The organism is Streptosporangium sp. G12, assembly GCF_052983175.1.
Map to the genome: position 1 here is coordinate 215664 of NZ_JBRIQO010000010.1, position 14868 is coordinate 230531.

Here is a 14868-nt window from a genome sequence, read left to right on the forward strand (position 1 = left end):
GGCGGGGCTCGCGACGACCCGGAGCGAGAACGATCATGACAACGGTTCACCCGCGACGTCCGGCTCGGAGATACGGGCCGGACGAGGACCCGGCGGTCGCCGAGACCGCCGAACTCCTGGAGGCGCTCTCCGGCAGGAGGCCCGTCTCCGGCTCAGACGCCGCGGTCGCCCTGCTGGCGGCCCTGATCGACGACGTGGATCAGCGGTGTTCCTCGGTGTCGATCACGCCGTCCACGTAACCACGGGCGTATTCCCAGCTCACGTAGTCGGTGGGGTTGGGCTGGTAGGCGGGCTCGTGCACCTGGGGCTGGCCGTTCTCGATCATCTGGCGCAGGTTGCCGCGCAGCAGCTCCCAGTCGAAGTAGTGCTGTTCCCCGCATTCGGGGCAGTCGAGCACCAGGCCGAGCACCCCCTGAGGCTCCAGCAACGAGCGGAAGACCTCCACGTCGGCGAGGTCGGTCATGGCCTCGTCACGCTCGTCCGTCGTCAGCGGCTCGGGATCGTCGGGATCGCCCAGCGCCGCCGCCGGGTCGTCGGGGTCATCCGCGAACGGGTCGCGAGGGACATCGTCGAGCACGATCCCACCTTATGGCCTGGATGTGACAGACAGGTTCCGAACTGCACGAGTAGGACGCTCTGGGGTGGTACGGGCAGGTCAGAGACCTGGCGGCACCGGCACGTGGTGAAGGATTCCCGGGGCGGGGGAGGCGGAGATCCCGGTGGTGCGGAGGCCGAAACCCGGTGTGCCCGGGCCCCTGACGCCCCGGGTCCCTGACGCCCCGGCGCCGTGGCGCTCCGGTCCCTGTCGCCCCGGGCCCCCGGCGCCCGAGAGGCACTAGACGAGCCAGCCGCGCCGGGAGGCCTCCACCCCCGCCTGGAACCGGGACTGCGCCCCCAGCTCGGCCATGGCGTCGGCGAACCTGGCGCGCACCGTGCGGACCGAGACGCCCAGCTGCCGGGCGATCATCTCGTCGGGGACGCCCTGACCGGCCAGCCGCAGCACCCGGACCACCCCGTCGTCGCGGTGGGTCCCGGGCAGGCGGGCCCCGCGGGCCCACAGCTCCTCGAAGAGCGAGCGCAGCGCGGCCACCACGACCGGAGCCCTGACCAGGTGGAAGTTGTAGGCGTTCTCGGCGAGCGCGCCGCCCCACTGGGCGGGCATGCCCGCGGCGTCGTCCCCCGCGACGAGGAACCAGCTGGGCACCGCGTCGAGGGTGCGCACCTCGGCCCCCGCCTGCTCGAACTGGTCCAGCTTGTCGCGCAGGCCGGGGATCTCCAGGGTGTGGACCGGGATGGTGACCCGGCAGGCGAGCAGGCCGGCACGCTGGGCGCCGATCCACTGGTCGGCGTAGCGGTGCGCGAAGTCGCTCATCGTCCGCCGGTCGGGGATGCTCGACAGCAGCCTCAGCGGCGGGGCCTGGACCGCCATGCCGATCACGCTCTCGTAGAGCTCGTCGGCGCCTCCGACCAGGTCCACGGAGAACTGGCCGGTCTGGTAGTCGCGGCCGGCGTCGTACTGGTGGATGAAGCCGCGGATCGAGCCGAGCACGGTGTCGATCCGGCGGCTCTCGGCGGCCAGCCGGTCCAGCCTCTCCGCGATCAGATGGCCGAGGGCCGCGGCCGGGTGGCGGGCCAGGTACTCGCCCCCCTGCTCGTCGACCACGCCCAGCCGTACCAGGGTGGCCAGCTCGCGGCCGAGCGGCTCGGGCGAGCGGTTGGTGGCCTGGGCGAGCTCGGCGCAGGTGGCGCGGTGCAGGCGCAGGACCGCGTTGTACAGGGCCGTCTGGGCCGGAGTGAGCCCCAGGCTCTCCAGCGGGTCGGGCAGTGTGGGTGTGTCGGTACTCATCGGCGAGGGACTCCTGCAAGTGACACGAGGGTCTGGCGAGGATAACTCGGCGAATCGTCCCTGTCCGGGCGTTGCTCCTACTGGCATGCCGTGGTGTGCAGCTTCGTGCAATTGCACGTTTGGACATTGCGAGACGAACGCATCGTGACGCACTCTTGACGCAGCGTCGGCGAAGGCGCGGATCACGCCGCCAGCCGGATGCGGAGGGGGGTTCGGTTGGCGTCAAGGCATCTCCGCGCCGATGCCGGTGATCCGGGGGACCGAGCGGGTCACCGACCGCTCGGTCCCCCGCTTTTCCCGGGTCCTCCGGGGGCCCGTCCTTCCTCCGGGCCCCCCGGGGCCCGTCTCTCCCCGGTGCCTCCGCGCCCCGCCTTTTCCCCCGGGTCCCCCGGCTTTGGCGTCAGACTCTAAACTGTGACCCGGGGGTCGGCGCCTTTCCCCGTCATGAGAGCGCCGCGGCAGGAGGATCGCAGATGGCCAAGTTCACCGAGCCGGGGCTCACGTTCGACGACGTGTTGCTGGTTCCCGCGTATTCGGACCTGCAGCCGGGGCAGGCCGACACCACCACGCGGCTGTCGCGGGGCATCACCCTGCGGATCCCGCTGGTCTCCGCGGCGATGGACACGGTGACCGAGGCCCGCATGGCGGTGGCGATGGCACGCCAGGGGGGCATCGGCGTCCTGCACCGCAACCTGTCGATCGAGGACCAGGCCCAGCAGGCCGACCTCGTCAAGCGCTCCGAGGCCGGGATGGTCACCAACCCGGTCACCTGCTCCCCGGACGAGACGCTGGCCGACGTCGAGCGCCTCTGCGCGACGTACCGGATCTCCGGCGTCCCGGTGACCGACGAGACCGGCGTGCTCGTCGGCATCGTCACCAACCGCGACATGCGCTTCGAGACCGACGAGAACCGTCCGGTGCGCGAGGTCATGACCCCGATGCCGCTGGTCACCGCGCCGGTCGGGGTCTCCACCGACGACGCGTTCGCCCTGCTCAAGCAGAACAAGATCGAGAAGCTTCCGCTGGTCGACGCCGGGGGGCGGCTGCGCGGGCTCATCACCGTCAAGGACTTCACCAAGAGCGAGCAGTATCCCCTCGCCACCAAGGACGCCGACGGCCGGCTCGTCGTGGGGGCGGCCGTCGGCGTCGGCGGCGACGCGGAGAAGCGGGCGATCGCGCTGATCGAGGCCGGGGTCGACGTGATCGTGGTGGACGTCGCGCACGGCCACTCCAAGGGTCTCGCCGACATGATCGCCAAGATCAAGTCCAACAGCCGGGTCGACGTGATCGGCGGCAACATCGCCACCCGCGCGGGCGCCCAGATGCTGGTCGACGCCGGGGTCGACGCGGTCAAGGTCGGTGTCGGGCCCGGCTCCATCTGCACCACCCGCGTGGTCGCCGGTGTCGGCGCCCCGCAGGTGACGGCGATCCACGAGGCCTCGCTGGCCGCCGGTCCCGCCGGGGTCCCGGTGATCGGCGACGGCGGCCTGCAGTATTCGGGCGACATCGTCAAGGCCATCGCGGCCGGGGCCGACACGGTCATGCTCGGCTCCCTCCTGGCGGGCTGCGAGGAGTCCCCGGGTGAGCTGATCTTCATCAACGGCAAGCAGTTCAAGTCGTACCGGGGCATGGGCTCGCTCGGCGCGGTCCGCAACCGCGAGCGCGGCGGCGCCTCCTTCAGCAAGGACCGCTACGCCCAGGGCGACGTCGGCAACGAGGACAAGTTCATCCCCGAGGGCATCGAGGGGCAGGTCCCCTACCGCGGCCCGGTCGCCGCGGTGGCCCACCAGCTCATCGGCGGCCTGCGCCAGGGCATGTGGTACTCCGGGTGCCGTACGGTCGCCGAGATGCACGTGCGGTGCGAGCTGATGCCGATCACGGCGGCCGGCCTCAAGGAGAGCCACCCGCACGACATCCAGATGACGGTCGAGGCTCCCAACTACCACGGTCGCTAGGGCGGCCCGCGCCGGGCGCGCGGGCGAACGTGGCGTGCGCCGTGCACGCACGAGACGCCGCGCGCACGGCCGGACCGCATGGAACGCGGCGTGCATGGCGCACGCATGGAACGCGGCGTGCGCTGTGCACGCACGGAACGGGAAAGACAGACATATGACTCAGGTGGAGATCGGCCGCGGCAAGAACGGCCGTCGTGCCTACGCGCTCGACGAGATCGGCATCGTTCCGTCCCGTCGCACCCGCGACCCGGAGGAGGTCTCGATCGCCTGGCAGATCGACGCCTACCGCTTCGAGCTGCCCGTCGTGGTGAGCCCGATGGACAGCGTGGTCTCGCCGAAGACCGCCATCGAGGTCGGCAGGCTCGGCGGTCTCGCCGTGCTCGACCTCGAAGGGCTGTGGACCCGGTACGACGACCCGATGCCGCTGCTGGAGGAGGTGGCCGAGCTCAAGGGCGAGCCCGCCACGAAGCGGCTGCAGGAGATCTACGACGCGCCGATCAAGGAGGAGCTGATCGGCCGCCGTATCGAGGAGATCCGCGCCGCCGGGGTGGCGACGGCCGTCCGGCTGTCCCCGCAGCGCACGGTCCAGTACCACAAGGCCGTCATCGACGCGGGCGTGGACATCTTCGTGATCCGCGGTACCACGGTCTCCGCCGAGCACGTCTCCGGCAGGGCCGAGCCGCTCAACCTCAAGCAGTTCATCTACGAGCTCGACGTCCCCGTGGTCGTCGGGGGGTGCGCCACCTACACCGCGGCGCTGCACCTGATGCGGACCGGCGCGGCCGGGGTGCTCGTCGGCTTCGGCGGCGGCGCCTCGCACACCACCCGCACGGTGCTGGGCGTGGTGGTGCCGATGGCCACCGCGATCTCCGACGTGGCCGCCGCCCGCCGCGACTACATGGACGAGTCCGGCGGCCGTTACGTCCACGTCATCGCCGACGGCGGCATGGGCACCTCCGGTGACATCGCCAAGGCGATCGCCGTGGGCGCGGACGCGGTCATGGTCGGCTCGCCGCTGGCGCGGGCCGTCGAGGCTCCCGGCCAGGGCTTCCACTGGGGCTCCGAGGCGCAGCACCCCGAGCTGCCCAGGGGCAAGCGGGTCGAGTTCGGCACGGTCGGCACGCTGGAGCAGATCCTGCACGGCCCCTCCTCGGTCGCCGACGGCTCGATGAACCTGATGGGCGCGCTCAGGCGCACGATGGCCACCGCCGGATACTCCGACCTCAAGGAGTTCCAGCGGGTCGAGGTCGTCGTCGCTCCGCAGATCGGCTGACATCTCGCGGGGCGGGGCGGAACCCCGTCCGGGCCGCCCTCCCGCGAGACCGGGTGCTCGCCGTCTCCCGTGCCGCCGATAACCGAAATGACGTGCTTGAAGAAATCTGTGAGCATTCGTACGTGCCAACTGATCGGGAGCTCCGGGTCGCCCTCAAGGAGGGGCCCTTCCACGTCGCGCTACGTGCCGCGGTGGAGACCCGCGGGCTGACGCTGACCGGGCTTCGCCGGCATCTCGGGGAACGCGGCCTCCGGGTCGGGATGACGAGCCTGAGCTACTGGCAACAGGGGCTGCGCCGCCCTGAGCGCCCCGAGTCGCTGCGCGCCGTGCGCGCCCTGGAGGAGATCCTCGTCCTGCCGCCGCGCTCCCTCATGGCCCTTCTCGGCCCGCCCCGGCCGCGCGGGCGGGACGCGGGGAAGCTGCCGGTGGGCGCCCTGCCCTACTCCGCGATCATGGAGTCCTCCCGGACGCTGTCGGCGATGATCCACGATCTGAACGGGGTGGCCGACGACCGGCGCCTGCACATCGCCGGGATGTACGAGACGCTGCAGATCGGTCCCGACCGCAGCACCGTGCGGCGCGAGACGCTCCAGGTGGTGCAGGCGCACGAGGAGGCCACCGACCGCTACATCATGGTCTACCGGGGCGACCTGGGATGCGACGTGGAGCGCGTGCGCGTCCGGGCCCTGGAGGACTGCCGGGTCGGCCGGGTCCGCCGCGACGGGCCGACCGCCCTGGTCGTGGCGGAACTGCTGTTCGACCAGATGCTGCGGCCCGGCGAGACGCAGATCATCCGCTACGAGCTGGCCGACCCGAGCGGCGTGGAGACCGTCGAGTACGAGCGGGGCTTCCGGCATCCGGCCGGGCAGTACGTGCTCCGGGTGAACTTCGCGCCGGAAACCCTCCCGGTGCGCGTCCAGCGGTTCGCCCGGCAGGGCTCCGGCACCGGGGAGGAGAATCCCGGCGAGCTCTCCCTCAACGCCCACAACGCCGTGCACCTGGTGGCCGGGTCGCTGGAACCCGGCCTGGTCGGCATCCGCTGGGACTGGTCCTGAGCCGCCCGGATCCAGGGGTTCAGCGGGGCTCGGTGATCCAGGTGCCGCCGCGCATGACGCCGGAGACCTCCAGGTCGTCGGTGAGCACCACCAGGTCGGCCCGCTTGCCGACCGAGACGGATCCCAGGCGGTCGGCGAGACCGAGCACCCGAGCCGGGGTCAGGGAGGCGATCTCGGACGCCTCGGCCAGTGACAGGCCCACCTCGCGCACGGCGCGCCGGAACGCGACGTCCATGGTCAGGGTGCTGCCCGCGATGGCGCCGCCCTCGGCCAGCCGGGCCACCCCGTCCGCGACGTTCACCGTCATCGGGCCGAGCCCGTAGACGCCGTCGCCCATGCCCGCCGCCGCCATGGCGTCGGTGATCAGCGCGGTCCTGCCGGGACCCGCGACCTCGAAGGCCAGGCGCGTCATGGCCGGGTGCAGGTGCACGCCGTCGTTGATCAGCTCGACCGTGACGCGCTCGTCCTGGAGCAGCGCGGCGATCGGCCCGGGGTCGCGGTGGTGCAGCGGCGGCATCGCGTTGTAGAGGTGGGTCGCGACGCTGCCGCCCGCCTCGATGCCGGAGATCGTCTGCTCGTAGGTGGCGTCGCTGTGGCCGAGGGCGGCGATCACGCCGCCTGCCACCGCCTCCCGTACGGTGTCCAGCGCGCCGGGCAGCTCGGCGGCGATGGTGATCATCCGTACGTGGCCGCGTCCGGCCTTGAGCAGCGCGCCGAGCTCGCCGGGTGAGGGCTCGCGCAGCAGCGCCGGGTTGTGCGCCCCGCAGCGGGCGGCGGAGATGTAGGGGCCCTCGAAGTGGATCCCGGCCAGCAGCCCGTCCTCGCACAGGTCGGCGAGGGAGGCGGCGGCCCTGGCCAGGTCGTCCGGCGACGCGGTGACCAGGCTGGCCATGAGCGTGGTGGTGCCGTGGCGGGCGTGCAGGTCGACGGCCCGGCTCGCCTGGTCCGGGTCGCCGGTGGGGAAGGAACCGCCCGCCCCGCCGTGGTTGTGGATGTCGACGAAGCCCGGCACGACGTACCGGCCGCCGAGACCGAGCCCGGCGCCGGGGGCCGAGCCCTGGCCCACGTGGGTGATGCGGCCGTCTTCGATGGTGAGCCAGCCTTCGTGGACACCTTCGGGGGTCACGACGCGGGCGTCGGCGAGTGTGATGCTCATGCTCCCCATCCTCGCGGGTCCCCGGGAGAACCGGCTCCCGGCACTCCAGCGGTGACCGTCCACCCCGGAGCGTGCGCGCCCGGTCACACGCCGCGGGCGGGGCCTGGGGGCATGGGGGCGCGTCGCCGCCGCCGGGGTGCGCCGCCGCGCGCGGCCGGACCGGTCCGCGGGAGCCGGGCGATCGCATCGCGGCCGTCTTCCCGCGCCCATGTGCCGTCGAACGTTCTCGGGGGATTCCCCGGTGTTGCCCCCTCTTTGGTCTCTCATTGTCTTTCCGCTGTTCAGGGGGGTATGGCGTGAATCACCGCCGCCGTTCCCTACCGGCCGGTAATGGTGCCTAGGGTAGATGGGTAGATACCTCACGTAAGGCGACAAGCCGCACCCCAGGGGGTTGCACATGACGGCGCGAATGGGCACCGGACGGCTCGGTCCTGCCGAGCGGTCCGCCGCACTGGCGCAGATGAGCGCCGAGGAACTCGACGTGGTGGTGATCGGAGGCGGGGTCGTCGGAGCGGGAGTCGCGCTGGACGCGGTGACCCGCGGCTTGTCGGTCGGGCTGCTGGAGGCGCGCGACTTCGCCTCGGGGACCTCGTCCAGGTCGTCCAAGCTGATCCACGGCGGCCTGCGCTACCTGGAACAGCTCAACTTCGAGCTGGTCAGGGAGGCGCTCCAGGAGCGGGCCCTGCTGCTGCAGCGGATCGCCCCGCACCTGGTGCGGCCGGTGCCGTTCCTGTTCCCGCTGACGCATGTCGGCTGGGAGCGGCCCTACGTGGGCGCGGGTCTGGTGCTGTACGACACGATGGGCTTCTCCACCGGGCTCGCCCGGGGCGTGCCGGGCCACAGGCACCTGTCGCGTACGAGGGCGTTGCGGCTCGCGCCCGCGCTGCGCAAGACGGCGTTCTCCGGCGCGGTGCAGTACTGGGACGCCCAGGTCGACGACGCCCGCCATGTGATGACCACGCTGCGGACGGCGGCCATGTACGGGGCCAACGTCGCCTCGCGGGCGCAGGTGGTGGGTTTCCTGCGCGAGGGGGAGCGGGTCACCGGCGTCCGGGTGCGCGACCTGGAGGGCGGCAGGGAGCTCGAGGTGCGGGCCCGCCAGGTGGTCAACGCCACCGGGGTGTGGACGGACGACATCCAGGAAATGGTCGGCGGTCGCGGGCAGATCCACGTGCGCGCCTCCAAGGGGATCCATCTGGTGGTGCCGCGCGACCGGATCCACTCGCTCACCGGGATCATCCTGCGCACCGAGAAGTCGGTGCTGTTCGTCATCCCCTGGGGCCGTCACTGGATCATCGGCACCACCGACACCGCGTGGAAGCTGGACCGGGCCCACCCGGCGGCGTCGCGGTCGGACATCGACTACGTCCTCGACCACGTGAACGAGGTGCTCTCGGTCCCGCTCACCCGCGAGGACGTCGAGGGCGTCTACGCCGGGCTGCGCCCGCTGCTGTCGGGGGAGTCGGAGGAGACGTCCAAGCTCTCCCGCGAGCACGTGGTGGCCCACCCCGTGCCGGGCCTGGTCATGGTGGCCGGGGGAAAGTACACGACATATCGTGTTATGGCGAAGGACGCGGTCGACGCCGTGGCGCACGGCCTTGACCAGCGGGTCCCGCCCTCCTGCACCGACCGGGTCCCGCTGGTGGGAGCCGAGGGCTACCAGGCGATGTGGAACTCCCGGCAGCGGCTGGCCCAGTCCTCCGGACTGCACGTGGCCAGGATCGAACACCTGCTCCAGCGGTACGGGTCGATGATCGACGAGGTGCTGGCGCTGATCGAGCGGGACCCGTCGCTGGCCAAGCCGCTGACGGGGGCCGACGACTACCTCCGGGCGGAGGTGGTCTACGCGGCGACCCACGAGGGCGCCCGGCACGTGAACGACGTGCTGACCCGGCGTACGCACATCTCGATCGAGACCTTCCACCGGGGTGTGGGGGTGGTCGAGGAGACGGCCCAGCTGCTCGCCGAGCCGCTGGGCTGGGACGCCGAGCAGATCAAGCGCGAGGTGGAGTACTACACCAAGCGCGTCGAGTCCGAGCGCCTCTCCCAGGAGCAGGACACCGACCAGGAGGCCGACGCCATCCGCCTGGGCGCTCCGGAGATCGTGCCGGTGGCCGGTCCCGAGACGAACCCGGTTTAGCCCATTCGGGGGCCGGAAGCGGAACGCGCCCGGAACAGAAAGGTCCCCGGATCCCGAGAGACTCGGGACCCGGGGACTCCTCCGGAGGGACTGACGGGCTCCGGAGGGGCCGGGCGGGTGTCCGGAGGGCCTGCCGGCCCTTCGGGAGAGGCCGGCAGGAGATTCCGGAAGGACTAGCGGGTGAAGGCCTGGAACTCGGCCGCCCGCAGGTGGTCCCTGGTGGGGCTGGCGGTGGCGCAGTCGGTGGCGGAGTTGGGGTCGGCGTCCTGCTCACCGGCGTAGACCGGGTTGCCGGTGCACTGGGTGGAGACGGCCCGCAGGGTCAGGTGGGTCGCGGTGGTCGTGGGGATCTTGAAGGACTCGATGACCAGGTCGGCGCCGCGAGGACGCGGCCGGCGCGTCTCGAAGGCGTTGGACGGGCTGGTGTAGACGACCGAGAAGGACGCGGGTGAGGAGCAGTCCTTCTTGGTGGCGTCGCAGGCCAGGACCTCGAAGGCGCGCAGGGCGCTGAAGCGGTTCTGGGTGCCGGGGTCGGCCGGGTCGGTGGGGGCGGGGGGCCTGAGCATGGCGCTGACCTGCACGCGGCGGATCTTCTCCGGCTCGGTCCCGGCCAGGTCCACGGTGACGGACCTGCCCTTGACCGGGCCGGTGAGCGAGGCCCAGTTCGTGGCCTCCGTCTCGTCGATCAGCTTGGCCTGGTTGACGCCGTCACCGGTCGCGGTGGCGCCCAGCGCCGCCGAGGCGAGGTTCTTCGGCACCGCGAGCGGCAGCGGCAGCTTCAGCCCGGGCAGCACCGCGAACTTCACCCGGGTGTGCCCGAACCCGTTGCCCGCGACCACGAAGTCGTAGATCCCCGGGGTCATCTCGACGGTGTCGCCGAGCTCGGTCGCCGGGTCGGTGTCGGCCACCGGCACGACACGGCCCTCGTAGTCGCCGACGTACAGCCGGAGCGCGGCGTCCTTGGCCTCGAGCAGCGGCTTGAGCTGGATCTTCCCGTTCTTGCCGGCCGGGTCGACGAAGCTCGGCGTCGGGTCGGGGTCGTTGGCCCCGACGCTCGCCGCGCCCTGGCCGAGGCCGTGCTCGGCGAACGCGCGCCACATGATGGCCTGGTTCGCGCCGCCGAAGCGGATGGCGTCGGCCGCGAGCAGCGCGTCGCGGTGGTCGACGTAGCTGACCGCGCCGGAGGCCATCAGCAGCAGCGCGTCGAAGGAGACCTGCGCCCAGCGGCGGTTGCCGGGGCACTCCCCGAGCGGGGTCTTGCCGTCGGCGCACGCCTTCTGCCTGGCCGGGGTGCCCTGGCCGTACTTCTGCACGAAGGCCTTGCGCACGTCGTACTGGGTCGCCGACCAGATCTCACCGTCGGCGTGCACCTGCTGGCCGACGATGTCGTACGCGATGTCGCTGTAGTTCAGCGGGGAGTTGGACATGTCGTAGTTGCGGATGCCCGCCTTCTTGTCGCCGGTGACGTAGCCGCCGGTGACGTACGGGGTGTCGCCCGCGGGGCGGAAGCCGTACTCGGAGAGATACTCCATCGCGAACAGGTCGGAGGTGCTCTCGTTCATCGCCCCGGCCTGGGCGCCGCTCCACCCGGCGTTCGGGCCGCCGATCATGCGGCCGGAGATCGCGTGGGTGTACTCGTGCCCGATCACCGACATGTCGTAGTCGCCGTCCACGCAGGGCGAGTAGAACGCGCCCGCGATCGGCTGCCACATGTACATGTTGGTGATGGGCGCGACCCCGTCGGGGCCGGTGATCTGGTTGGCGTTGTCGCGCACGCTGAGCACCCGGGCGCCCGCCTGGGCGTTGCCCTGCTCGGGGTCGCCGCCGAGGCCGCCGCGCTCGCCGTTGTCGTTCTGCATGTTCCAGGCGGTCTCGGTGAAGCCGAGCCGGTAGGACCAGTCGTGCATGCGGTTGTGCATGACGTGCAGGTTGGAGATGGCGGCTTCGAGGTCGGCCTCGCCGGGCTGGTCGAGGGAGGCCGGGTCGCACTTGGCCGTGTACCACTTGTTGGTCCACGGGTAGACGTACTCGCGGTTCGGCGTGGCCACGTTGCCGCGCGTGCCGACGGAGAACGCGTCGCCGCTGGCGCGGTTCTCCACGGTCCTGGCGGCGTTGCCGACGCTCGTGTTCGTCGGGGTGTCCGTGGCGTGGTCGACGTCCCACGCCTTGCCGGTGGCCGGGTCGGCCCCGACCAGGTCGCAGCCGGGCCCGGCCGTGGCGCACCACGTCGCGCGGGTGTCGGTGGAGGAGTAGTCGGCCGGGGGGTTGGCCGGGAAGGCCTCCCAGCGGGGGTCGTCCGGCGCGCTGTGGTGGTCCACCAGGTTCTCGCGGGTCAGGATCTCGCCGCTGACCGCGTCCACGTGCGTCGTGTACGCGGCGGGCTCGCCCTCGCCGCCGCCGATCAGGGTGATCTGGAACGCGTTGTGCGTCCCGTCGGGCGCGGGTACCGCCGTGGCGGTGGCCTTCTTGACGGTGGCCGTGGCCAGGTCGATCCCGCCGTCCCTGGCCGCGATCTCCAACGCCTGCCGCTCGGTGAGCCTGGCGGCGGGAGGCGCCTCGGAGGAGCGCGAGAGGGTCGAGGTGACGTGGAGGACCTTGCCGCCCTTCACACCGACCACGACCTGACCGTCCACGCCCGCGGGCAGGCCGCCGAACCTCTGCCGCAGGAGTACGGCGTACCCGTCGCCGATGGGGTTGGCGGCGATCTTCTCCAGCGCGTCCACGGCCTCGCCGGAGAGGCCGAAGAGGCTCTCGTTCGCCTTGAGGTAGGCCCGCGCGGCCCGCTCGGGGTCGGCGTCCAGGCCCTCGGCGAGGGGGGCGGAGCCGGTGACGACGGCCGGGGTGCCGAGAGCGTTCCACCGGATCGTCGCGGCGCTCGCCGCCGACCTGGAGAGCGAGGTGGGGGGTGCGACGCTGCCACGCCGGTTGTCCAGGTCGGGCTTGGCGCCGTGTTCGGCCTGGAAGTCGTGGACCTTGGGGGGCCGGCCGCCGGGTTCGCCCTGGGCGACCCCCGGCAGGGGAATGACGAGCGCCGCGGTGGCGGCGGCGATGACGGTAACGCGTGACCAGGGTTTGGTCGGCACCGATCCTCCTGCGAAAGATGGCCGTCGCCGGCCATGCACACGCGGATCACGTGTGTTGCGCAAGAGGTAACACCGATTCAAGTGTCATGACAAGATCTTGTAAAGGTGTATATGTCAGTGTTATAGGGCGGTCTGGACCGTGCAAACGGGTGCACCCCCGGCGGTCGGGCCGGGGGCGCGGGCTCTGGGGTTCGCCAGGTCGCGAGGGGGTCAGGAGAAGGGGATCCAGGCCTGGTCGGCCAGGTCCTTCATGTCGCTGACCTTGAGGCCGAGGTCGGAGACCGTCCACAGGCTGTCGCCGATGACGACCGAGCGGCGGATGCCCGGGTCGTACGAGGCCACCCGGGTGTTCTCCGCAGGCTTGGGCCTGGGGTGGCTGACCGTGCCGGTCCTGGTGACCGCGGAATCGTCGATCTTGAGGACCAGGGCGGTCCCGTTGGTCTGCTCGGTCCCCGTCCACGAGCTCACCGGGATGACCGCCATCCCCGTCCTGGCCCAGTACAGGAAGGCGTGCGGGTCCCACTCGGCCTCCGAGCCGGAGTCCTTCTGGAACATCTGGGACAGGCGGCGGGGGTTGGCCGGGTCGCCGACGTCGAACAGCGAGACCTGGGTGCCGAGCGTGCGGCCCTGCTCGCTGGCCTCCTGGCCCACGCCGATCAGCCGCCCGTCGCCCGCCGGGTGCAGGTACGCCGAGTAGCCGGTGATCTTCAGCTCGCCCGTCCTCCTCGGTGCCGCCGGGTCGCGCAGGTCGAGCGTGTAGAGCGGGTCCACCTGCTTGAACGTCACCACGTAGCCGACGGGACCGATGAAGCGGACCGAGTAGATCCGCTCGCCCTGTCCGAGCCCGCCGACCTCGCCGGTCTTGACCAGGGTGTCGGCGTCGAGCACGTAGACGGCGCTGGAGGTGTCCGGCGCGGCTTCCGGGGAGCCGGTCGAGGTGTCCCGCGCGGCGGTCGAGGTGGTGGCGACCCGCAGGTGCCCCTCGTGCTCCGACAGGGAGTACTGGTTGAGCAGCCTGCCGGAGACCTTGCCCGAGGCGACATAGCGGGGTGCCCCGGCCGCGGTGATGTCGAACCGGTGGATCTCGGTCTCCTCCGGCGGCGGCTCCGGGGCCGCCGTCGCGGTCGGCGTCGCGGTGGGCGTCGGGGTGGTGGACGGTTCGGGGAGGAGGGTCGGGGCGGGCTCGGCGGCCGGTGTCGCCGGGGCGTCCTCGACGATCACCCGGTCGACCGGGCGGGGCCACCACCAGTGCGGGTTGCTGGCCACGTACAGGCTGGTGCCCGTCCCGTAGACGGTGTCGCCGTCGGCCGCGACGCCGATCGGGGCCGTCTCGGCGAGCGCCTGCGACAGGTCGAGGCTGTGCACGGTCAGCATCGACGTCCCGCTGTACTCCGCGGGGTGGCTGACCTGCCCGCAGTCGACCTTGCGGTCCGAGGTGGCGCCGTCCGCGGACGTCAGCTCGTACTTCGGCAGCCACGCCTCGATCGGCGCCCTGGCGACGATCTCCGCGTTGCGCCGGGTGCGCTCGTCGTCCGACAGGCCGGGCCCGGCGTCGGGGAACTCGATCCGCGGCTGGCTGCGGACCACGATCCGCACGGTCGAGCCGACCATCCTGGCGTCCACGTGGGCGCCTTCGGGGGTGAGCGCGCCGATCACCTTCGGCTTCCCCGACAGGTCGACGAGGACGTAGCGCGGTCCCGGGCTCGCCGCGTGCTTGGCCGTCGCGCCGTACGGGATGATCCCGCCGCCGGAGAACAGCACCAGCGCCCGGTCGCCGCTGACCAGCAGGTCGGCCGGGACCCACGCCTGCTCGGCGTCCACGAGCCTGAGAGTGCCGGTGACCTTCCTGGTCGCGGTGTCCACCACCCGCAGCACGCCGCGGTTCACGGTGATCACCCGATCGCCGTCGGTCTTCACCAGGTCGGGCTCGTCGACCCCGGCCTCGTGCGTGTTCGTGGTGGAGTGCTCGGGCGCACCGGACGCGCGCTTGGCGGAGGCGTCCGACTGCGTCTCCGCGTACATGACGACCGGGCCGCCGATGCCCCAGGGACCGACGTTCCTCGCCGTCGCCGCGCGCAGGCCGGCCAGCATGTCGTCGCAGCCGCTGTAGGAGACGAGCTTGACGTTCCCCAGATCGACCGGCGCCGTACGACCTCCGGCGGTCCTCGTCTCCGTCGAACTGCACGCCGTGGCGAGCAGGGCGGCGGCGAGGGCGACCGCGCCGGCCGTACGAATCGATGTCCTCATGCCCCTACGACGGATCGGGAGGACGTGTGGTTCAACACCTCGCTACCCGCCGGTAGCCAGGGCACGCCTCCCACGATTACGCTGCGAACATGGCCGTTCCCCCTGAAATGACA

The 14868-nt window shown here is 71.9% G+C and carries 10 protein-coding genes; 5 read left to right on the top strand and 5 right to left on the bottom strand.

Annotated features, from left to right (window positions below; genetic code table 11):
- The first annotated feature begins 35 nt into the window (after nt 1-35).
- Nucleotides 36-239 (top strand): hypothetical protein, encoded by a 204-nt coding sequence (locus tag ACVCAG_RS17550; protein WP_440082849.1) that lies wholly within the window; start codon nt 36-38, stop codon nt 237-239.
- Here ACVCAG_RS17550 and ACVCAG_RS17555 read toward each other — a convergent pair.
- Together ACVCAG_RS17555 and ACVCAG_RS17560 are read right to left on the bottom strand one after the other, a co-directional pair.
- Nucleotides 200-577: a DUF5319 family protein gene (locus ACVCAG_RS17555; RefSeq protein WP_326635634.1), complete on the bottom strand. Its 378-nt coding sequence runs from the start codon at nt 575-577 to the stop codon at nt 200-202. The genes ACVCAG_RS17550 and ACVCAG_RS17555 overlap by 40 nt on opposite strands.
- Nucleotides 578-835: 258 nt before the next feature.
- On the bottom strand, nt 836-1846 hold the full coding sequence (locus ACVCAG_RS17560; RefSeq protein WP_440082850.1) for a LuxR C-terminal-related transcriptional regulator: 1011 nt from the start codon (nt 1844-1846) through the stop codon (nt 836-838).
- A 473-nt stretch (nt 1847-2319) separates the two neighbouring features.
- Between ACVCAG_RS17560 and guaB the strand changes: the two genes are divergently transcribed.
- The 3 genes from guaB (at nt 2320) to ACVCAG_RS17575 (ending at nt 6129) form a co-directional block, all read left to right on the top strand.
- Nucleotides 2320-3801: an IMP dehydrogenase gene (guaB, locus tag ACVCAG_RS17565; protein ID WP_440082851.1), complete on the top strand. Its 1482-nt coding sequence runs from the start codon at nt 2320-2322 to the stop codon at nt 3799-3801.
- A 154-nt stretch (nt 3802-3955) separates the two neighbouring features.
- A complete protein-coding gene (locus ACVCAG_RS17570; protein WP_440071004.1) occupies nt 3956-5074 on the top strand; it encodes a GuaB3 family IMP dehydrogenase-related protein in 1119 nt (372 codons plus the stop codon).
- A gap of 122 nt (nt 5075-5196) precedes the next feature.
- The gene (locus ACVCAG_RS17575) at nt 5197-6129 is read left to right on the top strand and encodes a hypothetical protein (protein WP_440082852.1); all 933 of its coding nucleotides are present in this window, start codon (nt 5197-5199) and stop codon (nt 6127-6129) included.
- A 19-nt stretch (nt 6130-6148) separates the two neighbouring features.
- Here the strand turns inward: ACVCAG_RS17575 and nagA are convergent, their stop codons facing one another.
- On the bottom strand, nt 6149-7285 hold the full coding sequence (nagA, locus tag ACVCAG_RS17580; RefSeq protein ID WP_440082853.1) for an N-acetylglucosamine-6-phosphate deacetylase: 1137 nt from the start codon (nt 7283-7285) through the stop codon (nt 6149-6151).
- Nucleotides 7286-7682: 397 nt separating this feature from the next.
- Between nagA and ACVCAG_RS17585 the strand changes: the two genes are divergently transcribed.
- Complete coding sequence (locus tag ACVCAG_RS17585; RefSeq protein ID WP_440082854.1) at nt 7683-9425, top strand: FAD-dependent oxidoreductase; 1743 nt, start codon at nt 7683-7685, stop codon at nt 9423-9425.
- A gap of 173 nt (nt 9426-9598) precedes the next feature.
- On the opposite strand, the gene ACVCAG_RS17590 is transcribed toward ACVCAG_RS17585, so the two are convergent.
- Together ACVCAG_RS17590 and ACVCAG_RS17595 are read right to left on the bottom strand one after the other, a co-directional pair.
- Nucleotides 9599-12508, bottom strand: coding sequence for a M36 family metallopeptidase (locus ACVCAG_RS17590; protein ID WP_447190027.1), 2910 nt, complete (start codon nt 12506-12508; stop codon nt 9599-9601).
- A 210-nt stretch (nt 12509-12718) separates the two neighbouring features.
- Complete coding sequence (locus ACVCAG_RS17595; RefSeq protein WP_447190028.1) at nt 12719-14755, bottom strand: beta-propeller domain-containing protein; 2037 nt, start codon at nt 14753-14755, stop codon at nt 12719-12721.
- Between the last annotated feature and the right edge of the window lie 113 nt (nt 14756-14868).